Origin of the sequence: Microcoleus sp. Pol11C2, assembly GCF_036701505.1 — a bacterium.
In the GTDB taxonomy this organism is placed as follows: Bacteria; Cyanobacteriota; Cyanobacteriia; order Cyanobacteriales; family Microcoleaceae; genus Microcoleus.
Genome location: NZ_JAUBQX010000008.1, coordinates 97,048 through 112,456 on the forward strand (window position 1 = coordinate 97,048; position 15,409 = coordinate 112,456).

12 protein-coding genes are annotated in these 15,409 nt (G+C 46.4%); 5 read left to right on the forward strand and 7 right to left on the reverse strand.

Annotated features, from left to right (window positions below; translation table 11 throughout):
• Both QUA42_RS07630 and QUA42_RS07635 read left to right on the forward strand, forming a co-directional pair.
• Positions 1-1,028 (forward strand): tetratricopeptide repeat protein (locus QUA42_RS07630; protein WP_333136542.1); only part of this gene is annotated, 1,028 nt, incomplete at its 5' end.
• An 87-nt stretch (positions 1,029-1,115) separates the two neighbouring features.
• On the forward strand, positions 1,116-2,465 hold the full coding sequence (locus QUA42_RS07635) for a 16S rRNA (cytosine(967)-C(5))-methyltransferase (protein WP_333136544.1): 1,350 nt from the start codon (positions 1,116-1,118) through the stop codon (positions 2,463-2,465).
• Positions 2,466-2,488: 23 nt separating this feature from the next.
• Here the strand turns inward: QUA42_RS07635 and QUA42_RS07640 are convergent, their stop codons facing one another.
• The 6 genes from QUA42_RS07640 to QUA42_RS07665 form a co-directional block, all read right to left on the reverse strand.
• The gene (locus QUA42_RS07640) at positions 2,489-5,068 is read right to left on the reverse strand and encodes a PBP1A family penicillin-binding protein (protein WP_333136546.1); all 2,580 of its coding nucleotides are present in this window, start codon (positions 5,066-5,068) and stop codon (positions 2,489-2,491) included.
• 239 nt (positions 5,069-5,307) lie between these two features.
• Positions 5,308-6,318 (reverse strand): chlorophyll synthase ChlG, encoded by a 1,011-nt coding sequence (gene chlG / locus QUA42_RS07645; protein WP_333136548.1) that lies wholly within the window; start codon positions 6,316-6,318, stop codon positions 5,308-5,310.
• A gap of 630 nt (positions 6,319-6,948) precedes the next feature.
• Positions 6,949-7,653, reverse strand: a complete 705-nt coding sequence (locus tag QUA42_RS07650) for a helix-hairpin-helix domain-containing protein (protein WP_333136550.1) — start codon at positions 7,651-7,653, stop codon at positions 6,949-6,951.
• 94 nt (positions 7,654-7,747) lie between these two features.
• Positions 7,748-8,095 (reverse strand): NINE protein, encoded by a 348-nt coding sequence (locus tag QUA42_RS07655; RefSeq protein ID WP_333035309.1) that lies wholly within the window; start codon positions 8,093-8,095, stop codon positions 7,748-7,750.
• 94 nt (positions 8,096-8,189) lie between these two features.
• Complete coding sequence (locus tag QUA42_RS07660; protein WP_333067199.1) at positions 8,190-8,402, reverse strand: hypothetical protein; 213 nt, start codon at positions 8,400-8,402, stop codon at positions 8,190-8,192.
• 352 nt (positions 8,403-8,754) lie between these two features.
• Positions 8,755-10,347, reverse strand: a complete 1,593-nt coding sequence (locus QUA42_RS07665) for a CPBP family glutamic-type intramembrane protease (RefSeq protein WP_333136552.1) — start codon at positions 10,345-10,347, stop codon at positions 8,755-8,757.
• 241 nt (positions 10,348-10,588) lie between these two features.
• Here QUA42_RS07665 and QUA42_RS07670 point away from each other — a divergent pair, with 241 nt between their 5' ends.
• From QUA42_RS07670 to QUA42_RS07680, 3 genes are all read left to right on the forward strand, one after another.
• Positions 10,589-11,950: a histidine phosphatase family protein gene (locus QUA42_RS07670; protein ID WP_333136554.1), complete on the forward strand. Its 1,362-nt coding sequence runs from the start codon at positions 10,589-10,591 to the stop codon at positions 11,948-11,950.
• 181 nt (positions 11,951-12,131) lie between these two features.
• The gene (locus tag QUA42_RS07675) at positions 12,132-13,445 is read left to right on the forward strand and encodes a dihydroorotase (RefSeq protein WP_333136634.1); all 1,314 of its coding nucleotides are present in this window, start codon (positions 12,132-12,134) and stop codon (positions 13,443-13,445) included.
• Between the two features lie 122 nt (positions 13,446-13,567).
• A complete protein-coding gene (locus QUA42_RS07680; protein WP_333136556.1) occupies positions 13,568-14,323 on the forward strand; it encodes a 4'-phosphopantetheinyl transferase superfamily protein in 756 nt (251 codons plus the stop codon).
• Positions 14,324-14,631: 308 nt separating this feature from the next.
• On the opposite strand, the gene QUA42_RS07685 is transcribed toward QUA42_RS07680, so the two are convergent.
• Positions 14,632-15,372 carry a response regulator transcription factor gene (locus tag QUA42_RS07685; protein WP_333061476.1) on the reverse strand — a complete coding sequence of 247 codons (741 nt, stop codon included), beginning with the start codon at positions 15,370-15,372 and terminating at the stop codon, positions 14,632-14,634.
• Positions 15,373-15,409: the final 37 nt, after the last annotated feature.

Below are 15,409 nucleotides of genomic sequence, written 5' to 3' on the forward strand. Positions count from 1 at the left end.
CTTTCGATCACGCGCTCAAACTTGACGAGAATGATCCGTGGGCTTGGGTTCAGCGAGGGGATGTACTCGACAACCTCCAACGCTATGAGGAAGCCTTAGAATCCTGTGATCGCGCGCTCAAACTTGAGGCCAATTATCAGTGGGCTTGGGCTAAGCGAGGCGATGTACTCGACAACCTCCAACGCTATGAAGAAGCCTTAGAATCCTTTGATCGGGCGATCGCACTTGATGACAATTATCAGTGGGCTTGGACTAATCGAGGCAATGTACTCACCTACCTCAAACGCTACAATGAAGCTTTAGAATCCGTTGATAGGGCGATCGAACTTGATGCCAGTTATCAGTGGGCTTGGGCTAAGCGAGGCGATGTACTCGACAACCTCAAACGCTATGAAGAAGCCTTAGTATCTTACGATCGGGCGCTCGAACTTGATGCCAATGATCAGTGGGCTTGGTTTAGCCGAGGCTGGACGCTGGATAATCTCGGCCGCTATGAAGAAGCTTTAATATCTTGCGACAAAGCGATCGAACTTGGTGATAAATCTTCATCCGTCTTCTTCAATCGTGCCATTGCCATTCTTGGATTAAATCGTTGGGATGAAGGCATCGCCACCTTAGACGACGCATTCCAACGCCTAGAACCAGGCGATGAAGCTGAGGCAGATGATGCCAAGTTAATTATCAACAACCTATTCGCGAACACGCAGGATAAAGCGATATGTCAGACTCGCATCACCAGCCTGATTGCAGTTTACGAAAAACACAAATATCTCTCAGTCTTAGGACAGGGAATTGTGCGAAACATCCCCGCGCTAATGTCAGAAATAGTAAGCGACAAATCCGCACGCACTTGGTTAGAATTGTGGCAAGAACTAACCAGCAAGTACGAACAATTCCAAATTCCTATCCGCCTGCTGAATGCGGCTGTCCGCTATAAAGAAACAAAGGGCGACAGACGAGTTTTGCTAGAACTTGCCATAGAAGAACGCCATTTATTAGAACCATTGGTGTCAACCAAACCAGAATAAGCAGAAAACTAAACTTGCAATAATTTAGATAAGCAGCAATTTACACTATACACTTAACATTGTGTAAGTCCTTGTATGTAATATGTTATGCAAAATCCCCGCCAAATAGCCTTTCTCGCACTCCGCGAAGTCCACCGCCGCGGTGCATTCGCAGATACCGCACTCGATCGCGCTTTCAGCAATTCTCAACTCAACGACCTCGATCGGCGTTTAGTGACAGAATTAGTTTACGGTAGCGTCAGGAGAATGCGATCGATCGACTTCATCATCGACAAACTAGCTACAAAGAAATCCTCCCAACAACCACCCGAACTCCGTACCATCCTACATTTAGGGTTATATCAACTCGAATATCTAAACCAGATTCCCCCCTCCGCCGCCGTCAACACCACCGTTCAACTAGCAAAAGAAAACGGATTTTCCGGACTCAGCAGTTTTGTCAACGGTTTGTTGCGCCAATACATCCGTTTAACAGATAACGGCTTAAACCCATTAACAGTTACTAATTATAAATCAACCGTTGAACGCCTAGGTATTTTGCACAGCTTTCCCGAATGGCTGGTGAAATTGTGGATCGAACAAATAGGCGAAACCGAAACCGAACAACTCTGTGAATGCTTCAACCAATCCCCCACAATTGACCTAAGAATCAATCCTTTAAAAAGCTCGATCGCCCAAATTGAAACCGCCTTCAAATCCCAAAACATTAGTGTTAGCAGAATCCCGCACTTACCACAAGCATTAAGACTAAATGGCAGCATCGGCGCAATTAAAAACCTCCCTGGATACAGCGAAGGTTGGTGGACAATCCAAGACAGCAGCGCTCAATTAGTCACCCATTTACTAGCGCCCCAGCCCGGGGAAACTATCATCGATGCCTGCGCTGCGCCGGGGGGAAAAACCACCCACAGCGCCGAATTAATGCAGGATACAGGCACTATTTATGCCTGCGACAAAACCGCCAGCAGACTCAAAAAACTTAAAGAAAATGCAGACAGACTCCAGATGAAATCCATTAAAATTCATACCGGAGACAGCCGCCATTTCCCAGAGTTTGTTAACCTCGCAGACAGAGTTTTACTAGACGCACCTTGTTCCGGCCTCGGAACCCTCCACCGCCGCGCCGACGCCCGCTGGCATCACACGCCCGAAAACATTCAACAACAATCTCAACTGCAATCGGAATTACTAGCAAATGCAGCGACATTTGTCAAGTCCGGCGGCGTATTAGTTTATGCAACTTGCACAATTCATCCCTTGGAAAATGAAACAGTCATTCGATCGTTCTTAGACAGCAATCCTGACTGGCAAATAGAACCGCCAACAATTGATTTACCCGTACAGTCATCACCCGAAGGATGGGTGAAAGTTTGGCCGCACAGACATCACATGGACGGCTTTTTTATGGTGAGGCTAAAGCACTTGAAAAAGCAGTAAAGTCCTTACTCCAAACCGATAGTTTAATATCCCGGTTCTTGATAAGCAGGTTCTTCATAAGCAGGCTCTTGATAAGCAGGTTCTTCATAAGCAGGCTCTTGATAAGCAGGCTCTTGATAAGCAGGCTCTTGCGGTGGGTAATACTTCGGTTCAGGATTAGGATTGTAAGGCACGATCGCACCATCCTCATTCACAATCATCCCCCGAATAATCCTCTTAGGCTCCACCGGTTTCGCCTTAATACTGCCTTTGCGGCCCTCCAACTGCGGCAACTTTGGAAACTTCTCAACCGGCATTCCCTTAACTGCTTGACTCATAAAATCGCGCCAATTGTAAGCTGCCGTACCGCTAGTTCCCCAGGTGGGATAATTGTCATCATTCCCCAACCAAACGCCAGTCACTACCTGCGGAATGTAACCAATAAACCACAAATCCCGCACGTTTTCCGAAGTACCGGTTTTGCCCGCTACAGCGCGATCGTTTAAAGCAGCAGGTCCCCCCGTACCCTCTTGCACAACGCCCTCCAACATCCAAGTCGTAATCGCAGCACTATCCTTATCCAAAACCCGCTTCGGTTTAAATTTAGCCTGATAAATCACATCTCCCCGCTGATTAATCACCCGCTTAATTCCGTGGGCTTCAATAAAATTCCCTTGGGCTGCTAAAGTACCGTAAGCATTAGTTAACTCCAGCAAATTCACCTCTGAAGAACCCAAAGCCAGGGAATAAATCGGACTCAATTTAGACTTAATCCCCATATCGTTGGCTACTTTGATCGCCGGTTCAAACCCCACATCCATCAACACCTTCACAGCTACGACATTCACCGAACTCGTCAAAGCATCAGAGATCGATCGCCAACCGCTAAATTTTTTGCCATAATTATTCGGTTGATAGCCGTCGATAATAATTGGTTCGTCTTCGTAACTGTCATAGGGAGAAAAACCAGCCGCCATCGCTGCGGCATAAACCAACCCTTTAAACGTCGATCCGGGCTGCCGCAAAGCCTGCGTAGCACGATTAAACTGACTTTCCTTAAAATTTCCACCTCCTACCAGCGCCTTAACTTCCCCAGTCTTAGTGTCCATAGAAACTAAAGCGGCCTGTTCAAAACCCTGACGGCGACCATCAACTTCGATCGCATCTTTAACCACCTTTTCCGCTATTTTCTGCCACTTCAAATCCACCGTCGTCTCGACAGTCAAACCGCCCGCTTCCAAAGCATCCAGAGAAACATAGCGCGGCAATTCCTTGCGAATGTAACTAGCAAAATAAGGGGCCACTACATTAAATCGCTTCGGCGGACTTGGTTTAACCGCTATAGGTTCCGCCATTGCCTCCTTCGCCTGAACCTCTGTAATTACCTTCGCTTCCTGCATTTCTTGTAGCACAAGATTGCGGCGTTTCTTAGCCATATCCGGATTAACTAAAGGCGAATATTCGCTCGGTGCCGGCGGCAAACCCGCCAAAGTTGCCATCTCTGCCAAAGTTAATTTATCGACTGTTTTGCTAAAGAAAACCAAAGCTGCATCTGCCACTCCGTAAGCATCCGAACCCAAATAAACCAGATTTAAATATCTTTCTAAAACCTGGTCTTTACTCAATTCCCGCTCTATTTTCTGAGCTAAAAGAGCTTCCCGAACTTTCCGCCTAATACTTCTTTCCTGATTAAGAAAAACCACCCGAGCCAATTGTTGCGTAATTGTACTGCCGCCCTGCACTAAATCTCTGGCTACCAAATTAGAAACAATCGATCGCACAATACCTTGATAATCCACCCCGCGATGTTTGTAAAAACGGCGGTCTTCTATGGCAATAAAAGCTTGAACCAACTGTTCAGGAATTTCTTTAAGTTTCAGTTTATCTCTAGTTGCAGGCCCCGACTGCAACAAAATCGTATTATCTGCCGCCTTAATTGTCAGCGTTCCGTCGCGGTTAAACGCTGACAAATCGTTAACATCCGGCAAACCTTTGTCTAAGGTGTACAAAATCCATAAACTGTAGATTAAAGCGCCCCCGCCTATACTGGCCACACCTAAACTTATCCAAAATCGAGGGGGGCGGGAGATCCGTTTTTTAATATTTGCCTGAGGTGCGCTATTTTCCTGTAGTGCCGTATTTATCTGCAGTTGGGTGTTCTGCGATTCGCTATTTTCCGGCAATTCGCTACTATCCGATTTTTGGGGTGATTTAGTTCCCAGCAAAGTTAATCCCGGCCGCAGCAATTCTTTTCCCTTGGTTTGCAAGCTGGTAACTTGAGGTTCAATTTCCAACCAAGCAATTAAGCGCTTCAACCCTTCCCACTCGCGTTTGACTATTGGATATCTATCGTATTCTGGTTCTAAATATTCTGATTCTAAATATTCTGATTCTAATTCAGACTCTTCTAGAGGTGCAGCCTCTTCTGATACCACATACTCCGATCTTTCCGCCGTTGTCCCTCTATAAAATTCCGCCTCCGATTTCGGCGAGTTGAGCTTATTGCCCTTCGCAGGCTTCGGCGGTTCTCGATCGGAATTACCGCTTATTGCGTTAGTGACTTTGCTCAATGTATCTTTGATATTTGAGAAAAATTCTGCCACGTTCAGACCTTCAAACCTCATCAAGTCCGATTAAAAATTAAAAATTTAAAAAGCTAGCATTCTTAAATTCTTAATTTTTAATTCGACATTTTTTATTGAATAACACGCTGCCTTGAATTAGATTTTTTGAATTAAAAACTTTTTAATTCAAAACTCCAAATTCAAAACTTTTCTTAACGCTGCAGAGCTTGGTATTTTTTTGAGAAGTGAATTATATTTTTTGTATTCAAAATTTTTTAACTCAAACCTCAAAACTCTGCTTAACTCGCATGACCCAGTGCCAAGGCTGCTACCAGCATACCCAAAACCAGGAAAGGCTGAGCACTTGCCTGATATTTAACATCATTTTCCAAGGGATTACGCAAAAAGTACATATCCTGAAAAGTAATTTGGGGAATTATCAGCAGTAGCAGAATGACAGCGTAAAGGTTTTGGTGGATGCTGATCAGGTAGCCTGCAATCCCAGCTTGAAATATGTCGATCATCAACACGCAAATCCAAGCTGCGGTGCTAATGCCAAACATCACTGGCAAAGATTTTAACCCTAATTGCCGATCGCCTTCCACACTTTTGAAATCATTGACGATCGCAATCCCCAGCCCTGCCAAACTATAAAACAGGGTCAAGATCATAATGGTGGGATCTAGTGTACCAAACAAAGCTTGACCAGCCCACCAAGGCAGGGCAATGTAGCTAGCACCCAGGGCATAATTTCCCAACCAGCCATTCTGCTTGAGTTTCAGCGGGGGCGCAGAGTAGATATAAGCTAGAAACGCGCCGCCGAGAGTCAAAACCGTCATTATTGGGAATTCATGACCCGCCCACAAGTCTAGAGCATAAGCCACCCCAATGCCAGCCGCTAATAATACCAAAATTTGCGTTACTACTTGGGGAATCGAGATAATACCGGAGGGAATCGGACGGTAGGGCTCGTTAATGGCGTCGATGTCGCGATCGTAAAAATCGTTCAAAGTTTGAGTGTACCCGGTCAGCAACGGCCCTGACATCAACATACAAGCTGCTGCGATCAAGAAATTCTCTAGGTTCCAAACATAGTTTCCAGAAGACGCCGCCCCGCACACCACGCCCCAAATTAGGGGAATCCAGGTAATCGGTTTCATCAATTGCAAGCGAATCTTCCAGATGGAAGTTTCCCCGCTAGCGGCCCCTTTCATGCCCAACAGTTGCCTAGTTTTGGCAGTGCGGTTTTCGGTAGCAGCACTTTCCGGTGCAGCTTCTGGGGAGATTTGGGATGGAGGAGAGTCAGACATAATTTGATGTTAGCGGTACTGCTACTATTGTGTCGTTTTGCATTTCAATAATAATAATTCAGATAGCTTACCACTGATATTTAAGGCAGATTCTTGAAAACTTACCCTGGTTTGGAGTTGATGCTAGGGAAAAGTACGAGTTTCACAATATATTGAAATATCATTATTTTTTGTAAATGTCAAGAGGATAAATACTTTTTTTATAATTTCGCTGAGCCCGCCTGCTGGGGGAGATTTTTGCCAGCAGGTGCATTTAATGTCAATTACCAGGAGGCGATCAAGTTTTTTGCCATAGTACCCTTGAATCACCTCATCTGGCAGAAAATCAATCCATTTTAGATTTTATCTTTTAGATTTTAGAAACGCTACCGCTTCTTTGATCCGGTTTAAATTGCCATTTAAGCAAGTGCAGGAGAATTACCACCAGATTACTCTCTCAACTCCGGCGTTCACTTGGCCCCATCTCTTCTATTTCTGCAATCAGATTTTCCCAGTTAACGTTTTAGAAGTCGCGAACCTGCAACTTTTCCACAGTGGTTTCCATCCATCTCAGGTAATATGTATCATACAACTTTTGTCGGTAAACTTCTAATTTTTTTGGCATAAGCGGTTAGTGCTAACAACTCCAAATTAACAAATATGGCGATAGGAATCAAAAGGCAGTCCCGTCCGTCGCTTGACTTCGACAACTGATTTGTAAGCGCCTTTTCTCTGCCTTTCTCTAACTATTTTTTCCGCAACATATCGATCTAAACCGCTGGCAATTAACTCTTCCGGCGAAAGAATATTTAACCGTTTCCAAGTAAACTGCGATTCTTTTTGATAATTGTAGCTGAAGCAAATCATCGGGGCGATTCGTCTGACGTGACTTTCGGGAACTCCGGCTATTTGTGATAACTCTTCGGCGTAGGTAAAAATGTAGCCTTCGTTTTGCAAAGATTCAATATCGTTGGCGTAGACGATCGGCAAACCCAAGATTCTGACCATATCGTCTTTGGTACACTCGTTAATATCTATTTGGCCGCGCACGTTTGCCAGTTCTTCGGCATTCGTCGCACTCGCCGGAACCAGTAAACCTCTGGGTGCGGTTTTGATCAGATAGCGCTTTTTCAAACTAAAAGCAGTGACAATTTGAGCAATCCACACGATCGTACCCAAATTAACTGAAGAAGATACCGCTAGTGCTGCTAAAGTAATGCCAACACCCCATCCCATCCAACTACGAATATTTGACTTTTGGCCTGCATAGGCGATCGCCAATCCGCCGAAGTAGGGAATAAAAGAATACCACACCCAGTTGGGAGTTTGACGCAGCCAGTATAAATCTTGAGACACTTTAATTTTACCCTTAAATAGCTGTGATCTCACACTTACTTATTTCAATCCCACTTTTTAATAGTGGGCTTTCTTCTTCCTTCTTTCTTCTTAATTACAATTCTCGCAACAGTTTTTGGCGTTTTTCTTCATATTCTTCGGCCGTAATTGCGCCCATATCGTAAAGTTTTTTCAATTCGCCGATCGCCCCGGTTACATCTTTTGCCGCTCTGAGGACATACCCAGATGGCAACGTGCCGCCATTGTACTGAACCTGAAAAGCTTGTTCCGACATCAGCAGCAGCCCAAGAAAATCGAAAAACGCGATCACGAACGGAATTAATGTGCCAGAAAATAGCAAGTATAATACCCCTGCTAAGTTATTGCCCAAATAAAATTTGTGAATTCCGAAACCTCCTACAAAGAAAGCTAACAGAACTGCTACGGTTTTATCTTTTACCATTTTTACTTTCCCCAGTTTTTTATTTTAACTTCCGCCATCGACTTTGAATGCACGACCTTGAACGATCGAGGTAAGTAATTTTACTAATTTTTACTCATTTATTGGGGTTTTTGCGAAACTTAGACATCGCAAAATACAGTAGAACTATACCGGCTTGAGCTTGTAGAATAACCAAGTAGCCTCTCAAGAAATAATTTAGTTCGCTGCCTGAATTGAGAGAAAATATTAAAATGCCCAAGGCTGCGTAGGGTGCGAAACGCATCCAACTAGGCGTTCCCTCTAAGTTGCGGCTGTTCAAATTGCTCATGGGTTTAAGCCTCATCCTAAATTAAAATCTAGCTATAAATTAGCCGGATTGTCAACTTCCGTTTGGTGCGATCGCCCGGGTGAGTCTCTCAATCATCAGCCGACCAGATATTACTTCCATGTTAAACCCTGTTTTTCCGCTCAAGTAAGGAACCGGGGCCCGTCGAGCTGGATCTGTGGCTGATATTACAGATTAGGGTGAAGCCGCCCCTAATGACATTCCGGTTATTTTACCGGACTACATATCAGGGGCGCACCGATCACCCTACTGCTGTTTTTGGCAAGAGTCGATCACCCTGACCATCGCTGTCAAAAAAAACCAATTAATTCACAATTATTAACAACCGTCCCAATTAACTCGCGCCGCCGCCCAAAAGAAACAGACTCAGGAGAGTACCGCTGTTCCAAAGACTGTGGAGAAGCATAGGAGCAAGTAGATTGCGCGAGCGCGTGTACACAAACCCCAAAACCGCACCCAAAGTCGCCAAAGGCAGAATCTCAGAGACACTCAAGTGAGCCACAGCAAACAAGAAAGCAGAAGCTGCGATCGCCCCCCAAACGGGCAAATAGCGAGTCAGAGAAGGCAGCAGAAAGCCCCGAAACACGATTTCCTCAAAAACCGGAGCCGCGAGCGCAGCAGTGCCGAAAAACACCACCAAAGCCACGTTGTCCCTACCTTCGAGAACGATCGGCAAAATCGGATTACTGCCACCTTGTCCCTGCCAAAATTGCTGATTGATCAGCGACACCAAAACTACCAAAGGCAAAGCAACAAAATAGCCGCCAAAACCCCACAAAAACCAATTTCCCCGCCAATTAATCCGAAACCAACCTTCCGGCAAAGGCAAAAAAGACTTAACCGAAAAATACAGTACCGAAAGCCCCCCAGCCGACAGCAACAAATAAGTAGCAAAGATATAAAAAGCCTTGTCGCGCGGGTCAAAAGTAGCTGGGTTGAGTTTTAAAACAGCCAGAGAAACAGGCAGCAACAAATAGGGAATCAAGATTTGCCCGACAAAGAAAAAGCCGACCACAAGCACCTGCCAAACAATCTCACCGTCCCAAGGCACATCCCAAGTCAAGCTCGCATTGCGCGCCAACAGTGGCCCCGGATCTGCTTTCTCTAACTGCTTCCGCTGCAACAGCCACTGCACGGTCAAACCAACCAGCAAAACCGTGCCAATACAAAGTGCGATCGCCGGAACCCCAACCACAATTGCCAACTTTTCTACAGCTTGCTGGGCCGTTACTTGCTCTGCGGCTTGCAGCGCCACCAGTTCTTTAGAACGTTCTTGCAGCTTGTAAAGTTGAGCGAGAGCGCGATAGCGAAACCAGCCATCCAAAGACTTTTGAATGCGCGGCTCGGCATCCGGCAGCAGTTGAGCCGGATTGCTCCAAATTCCCGTTAAAACTTGAGCAGTTACCACCGAAGAGTCGTCATCTATTTTAGTTTTGTAGCGCTCAACTAAATTTGTCCAAGTTTCGAGCGCAGCCTCAGTTTTGCCGCTGCTTGCCTGCAAAATTCCTAAACGCAAGTCAAGTTCGTTTAGCAGCCCTGACTGTTGCTTGATTGACTCTGACGCCGCCTTATTTTGAGCCAAACTCAGAGTATTATCATCAGACTTAGAGGCGATGGCAGACTGAATTTCTTTAACTTGTGCTTGAGTTGTTTCGAGAGTTTTGCGAGTCGAGTCTCGCGCTTCTTGATATTGCGTCAAAGCCGTATTTAAAGGATCTGCACCGACAATATTGTTGCGCGCCGAACTTAAATTAGCACTCTGATTATTTTCTCCTTGCCACTCAGAGGCGTGAAGCAGCAAATTTGTCTGGTAGAGTTCCAGCCGGCTTTGAATTTGCGGCTGGTTCCAACTAGCAAGTAAAGATAAACCGACCAGGGCGATCGCGATCGCCGTTAAAATACCTAAAATAACCCGCTTCAGTGTCATTCCTGCTTTTCCGTCCCGCGCGAATCCGTGGCTAAATCTTTTCCGTCTTTAATCATAGGTCGTTGCAGACGAGAGTATCCCGACAACTGGTAAAATTTCACTGGCTCATCTTTTTGACTCGCCTCAACAAGACTTACGCCACAAATCCTCGCTCCGCCATGTATGGGTAAGGTGTGTACAGCGCACGCGCAGCGGGGTAGCAGGCTAAATCTAAAATCTAAAATCTAAAATCTAAAATCGAATGACTCGCATTATCTTAGTCCGTCACGGCAAAAGCACCTACAATCAAGAACGCCGCATCCAAGGCCGCCTCGATAAATCAATTTTGACAGAAGCAGGCCGCAACACCGCCCTGCAAGTAGGCGACACACTCAGCAGTATCGCCTTTGATGCCGCCTATACCAGTCCCCTGCAACGAGCCAAAGAAACAGCGGAAATCATCCTGTCGCGCTTGACAAATCCGCCACAACTCGAACCAACTGATAATTTGATGGAAATCGATTTGCCTCTGTGGGAAGGAATGTTGCGCCAAGATGCGATCGACAAATTCCCCGAAGCATATCAGCAGTGGCAAAAACAGCCAGACAAATTTTCCATGAAACTGCCATCTGCTGACGGAGAAATCGAACACTTTCCCGTATTGGCAATTTTTGCTAACGCCCGTCATTTTTGGCAAGAACTTTTATCGCGCCACCGGGACGGCACAATTCTAGTAGTAGGTCATAACGGAATCAACCGCGCTCTCATCGCTACAGCGTCGGAAATTAACCCGAATTACTACCAATCTATTCAGCAGTCAAATTGCGGCATTAGCGTCCTTAATTTTGGATATTCCCCTGTTACCACCGACGAGCCAGGAGAGCCAAAAAAGAAAGTTCCAGTTCAATTAGAATCCCTGAATTTAACTTCCCATACCGGGGAAATTTTTCCCAAACCGAGAGACGGACACCAAGGCCCGCGATTGTTGCTGGTGCGTCACGGCGAAACCGACTGGAATAAAGCAGGTAAATTTCAAGGGCAAATTGACGTGCCTCTCAACGATAACGGCCGCGAACAGTCTCGGCGGGCGGCAGAATTTCTCAAGGATGTAAAATTAGATTTTGCGATTAGCAGTTCCATGCTGCGCCCGAAAGAAACTGCGGAAATTATTCTCAAATATCACGGCGGTTTGCAACTGGAACTGCGCGACGAGTTGAGAGAAATCAGCCACGGACTTTGGGAAGGAAAGTTTGAATCAGAAATCGAACAATCCTATCCGGGTTTGCTTGCAGAATGGAAAACATCTCCTGAAACAGTGCAAATGCCTGAAGGAGAGAATTTGCAGCAAGTTTGGCAGAGAGCGATCGCAGCTTGGCGAGAAATCGTACAATCAGTTTCTGGTACTGGGATTGTCGTTGCTCACGACGCCATTAACAAAGCAATTCTCTGCCACCTATTCGGTTTAGAACCCGAACATTTCTGGAAATTCAAACAAGGAAACGGAGCCGTTAGCGTGATTGATTATCCCCACGGCCCCGATGGTTTGCCGGTATTACAAGCGATGAATGTCACAACTCATTTGAGCGGCGGCGTTTTTGACAAAACAGCAGCCGGAGCACTGTGATCGGTAAATTGCTGGGCGCGAACCCGTAGCGGAAGGAATGCCCACCGCTACGCTTCGCCCGCCTGAAAAATGTTTGAATTTTGATAACAACCGCGCCCGACGCTTAGGAAGTTCTTAATTCCTGAAACTAATGCGGTGGATTGCTTCTTCCTTCTTCCTTCTTCCTTCTTCCTTCTGCTATATGAGCCGCGAACTGCTACAAAATGTACGGGTGCTAGATCCAGTTTCAGGGAGCGATCGCATCGCTGATATTCTGATTACTGAAGGTGATATCAAAGCAGTTGAGGAAAAAATTGCTGAGTTTCCCTCAGACACGGAAGTGCGGGATTGCCGGGGACTGATTTTGGGGCCGGGGTTAACTGATATCTACAGTCACAGCGGAGAACCGGGTTTTGAGGATCGGGAAACCCTGGAATCTTTGATGCAGGCTGCGGCGGCTGGGGGTTTTACGCGAGTGGCGATTTTGCCGGATACCTCGCCACCTGTTGACAATTTGGCCGGTTTAGCTTTGTTGCAGCAACATATCCGCAATTTGTCGCCCGGGCTGCCCCGCTTGTATTTTTGGGGCGCGCTGACAGCGGGCGTTAAAGGGCAGCAGATGGCTGAGTTGGGCGAGCTGGCCTCCTGTGCAGTGGTTGGTTTTGCGGACGGTTCGCCGCTGTCTAATCCCGCTCTGGTGAGGCGTTTGCTGGAGTATATCAAGCCTTTGGGCAAATCTGTGGCTTTGTGGCCGTGCGATCGAACTTTGGCAGGAAATGGCGCGGTGAGAGAGGGTGCGGTGTCGGTGCGCTTGGGTTTGCCTGGAATTCCGGCGAGTGCGGAAACTGCGGCTTTGGCTGCAATTCTGGAGTTGGTGGCATCTGCGGACACTCCGGTGCACATTATGCGCGTTTCTACGGCGCGCAGCGTGGAATTGATTCGAGATGCTAAGGCGCGGGGTTTGCCGGTGACTGCGAGTGTGACTTGGATGCACTTGTTGTTGAATGTCGGGGCAATTTCAGGCAACTCTAAAGATTCCGGCGGGAGAAATGCTCTGACTGCTTCGTTGCCCTACGATCCGAATTTACGCCTAGAACCGCCGTTGGGCAATCTCAGCGACCAATTAGCGCTGATTCAAGCTGTGAAAGATGGGGTAATTGATGCGATCGCGATCGACCACAACCCGCATACTTATGAGGAGAAAACTGTGGCTTTTGCTGATAGTCCGCCCGGGGCGATCGGCTTGGAATTAGCTTTGCCTTTACTATGGCACGGACTGGTAAAAACCGGCGAATTTTCTGCTTTAGAACTGTGGCGAGTTTTGAGCGCCGGCCCTGCCCTTTGTCTCGGACAAACTCCCCCCACGGTAGCAGCGGGAGTCTCTGCAGAGCTGATTTTGTTTGACCCAGAAATGAGTTGGACTGTTGATGGGCAAAGTCTGAAGTCGCGATCGGCAAATACGCCTTGGTTAGGACAGCAATTAGCGGGAAAAGTTGTGCAAAGCTGGATTTATTGACCCTTGCGATTGAAATTCATCTGTTGTAGAACAGGCATCTTGCCTGTTTCTCAAAGTAGAACAGGCATCTTGCCTGTTTCTGGGAATACTGGATGAGGTGACTCAGAAAAGAAGATAAATACATGATTGCTGCTTTTGATTCGTGGAAGTGCCCACCACAAAACCTGACATTGGAGCTGGGCGAAATTCATGTTTGGCGCGTCTCTCTGGCTCAAACAGAATCTTGCTTGCAGAGTTTACAACAGACTCTCTCTAAAGACGAGCGGACAAAAGCCGAGGGTTTTCACTTTCCCAAAGGTCGATCGCAATTTATTGTGAGTCGTGGCGCACTCAGAGCGATTCTGAGTAGATATCTTAACATGAATTCTCACATTTTGCGCTTTGACTACAATCCCTACGGCAAACCCTCTCTCATCGTCGCCCAAGGGGGAAATACCCTGCATTTCAATTTGTCTCACTCAGGGAACATGGCTCTAATTGCGATTACCAGAAATCGAGATATTGGTGTCGATATTGAAAGCATAAATCCCCACTTTCCTTGCCTGGAAATTGCGAAAAAATTTTTTTCACCCTTAGAAAATTCTGTGTTGCTTTCGCTTACAGAACATCTTCAATCCCGTGCGTTTTTCACCTGCTGGACTCGCAAAGAAGCCTACATTAAAGCAGTTGGCAAAGGACTTTCTATTCCCCTGAATCAGTTTGATGTCAGCCTCGCACCAGGAGAACCTGCCGCGCTGTTAAATGTTGAAGACAACCCCGAAGAAGCATCGAGATGGTCTTTAATGGAATTAATTCCGAGTTCAGATATGGTCGCGGCTGTTGCGGTTGCAGGAGATTGCTCGAAACTTCATTGTTGGCAGTGGACGGGGGAGTTTTGATTTATACTGAGATGTTGCACCATTATCAATAAGCTTTTTATCCACAGGCTTTTCGGCCTGTTCCACAAAGAGTGAATTTTCTTGTGGAACAGGCCGAAAAGCCTGTTCTTGAGAATGGTGCAAGATGTGAGTTTATACCGATCGCCCAGGGTAAAAGACAACGGCAACTGTCGCTGGAATAGCTCTACTGGTTGCACCTCCAAGCTATTGTATTGCACACCCTCCATTGACAAATAAGGAGATAACATTTTTTTGTCCTTATTTGTCTATTCCACTGCAATTTGTCACTCTACAACTGATTTAATAATTTAACCAAATCGATAGCCAAACCCGCGTACCGTAATGATATATTCCGGTTGGGCCGGATCTATTTCCAACTTTTCGCGCAGCCAGCGGATGTGAACGTCAACTGTTTTGCTATCTCCGATAAAATCTTGACCCCAAATTTTTTCCAACAACTGATCGCGAGACCAAACTCGCCGGGGATAACTCATAAATAGTTCTAGTAAGCGAAACTGTTTAGGAGAAAATTTCACTTCCAGACCACGAACCAACACGCGGCACTCTTCAGGATACAGAGTTATGCTCTTATATTGCAGCGTCCTCGGTTCCGGTAATCTACTGAGGCGCTGGCGTCGCATCAGCGCCCGACAGCGAGCGATAAACTCCCGCATTCCAAAAGGCTTGGTCAGATAATCATCCGATCCGGCTTCTAGGTAAAAAGCGCAATTGTTGGCACTTCCTCTAGCACCGATAATCAAAATAGGTACGGGATTTCCTTGATGCCGTAACATTCGGCACAGATCCAAACCGTTAATTGAATCCATAATTAACAGGTTAAAGGCAAATTCGCCGTGGTATGACGAAGAAGCCTGTACAGAAGGCAGAGCGTTGCGCCCGTCGCTAGTAACCACCACCTCGTAGCCCTGTTCTTTAAGGGCTAAAGCTAGCATTTCCCGCAACAGATCTTCACCTTCTAATAACAAGATACGGCCGGCTTGTCCAACAGCCAACCTTGAAGGACTTTCGCTTAATTCAGCAGAAGACATAAATATCAGTGGGAGTGATGTTTGTATGTGGCTAGCG

Excerpts from the sequence above, each read along its gene's own strand:
- QUA42_RS07685 (WP_333061476.1), bottom strand. The coding sequence starts at position 15,372 with ATGTCTTCTGCTGAATTAAGCGAAAGTCCTTCAAGGTTGGCTGTTGGA.
- QUA42_RS07655 (WP_333035309.1), bottom strand. The coding sequence starts at position 8,095 with ATGGTAAAAGATAAAACCGTAGCAGTTCTGTTAGCTTTCTTTGTAGGA.
- QUA42_RS07635 (WP_333136544.1), top strand. The coding sequence starts at position 1,116 with ATGCAAAATCCCCGCCAAATAGCCTTTCTCGCACTCCGCGAAGTCCAC.
- QUA42_RS07660 (WP_333067199.1), bottom strand. The coding sequence starts at position 8,402 with ATGAGCAATTTGAACAGCCGCAACTTAGAGGGAACGCCTAGTTGGATG.
- QUA42_RS07640 (WP_333136546.1), bottom strand. The coding sequence starts at position 5,068 with ATGAGGTTTGAAGGTCTGAACGTGGCAGAATTTTTCTCAAATATCAAA.
- QUA42_RS07675 (WP_333136634.1), top strand. The coding sequence starts at position 12,132 with ATGAGCCGCGAACTGCTACAAAATGTACGGGTGCTAGATCCAGTTTCA.
- chlG (WP_333136548.1), bottom strand. The coding sequence starts at position 6,318 with ATGTCTGACTCTCCTCCATCCCAAATCTCCCCAGAAGCTGCACCGGAA.
- QUA42_RS07680 (WP_333136556.1), top strand. The coding sequence starts at position 13,568 with ATGATTGCTGCTTTTGATTCGTGGAAGTGCCCACCACAAAACCTGACA.
- QUA42_RS07665 (WP_333136552.1), bottom strand. The coding sequence starts at position 10,347 with ATGACACTGAAGCGGGTTATTTTAGGTATTTTAACGGCGATCGCGATC.
- QUA42_RS07670 (WP_333136554.1), top strand. The coding sequence starts at position 10,589 with ATGACTCGCATTATCTTAGTCCGTCACGGCAAAAGCACCTACAATCAA.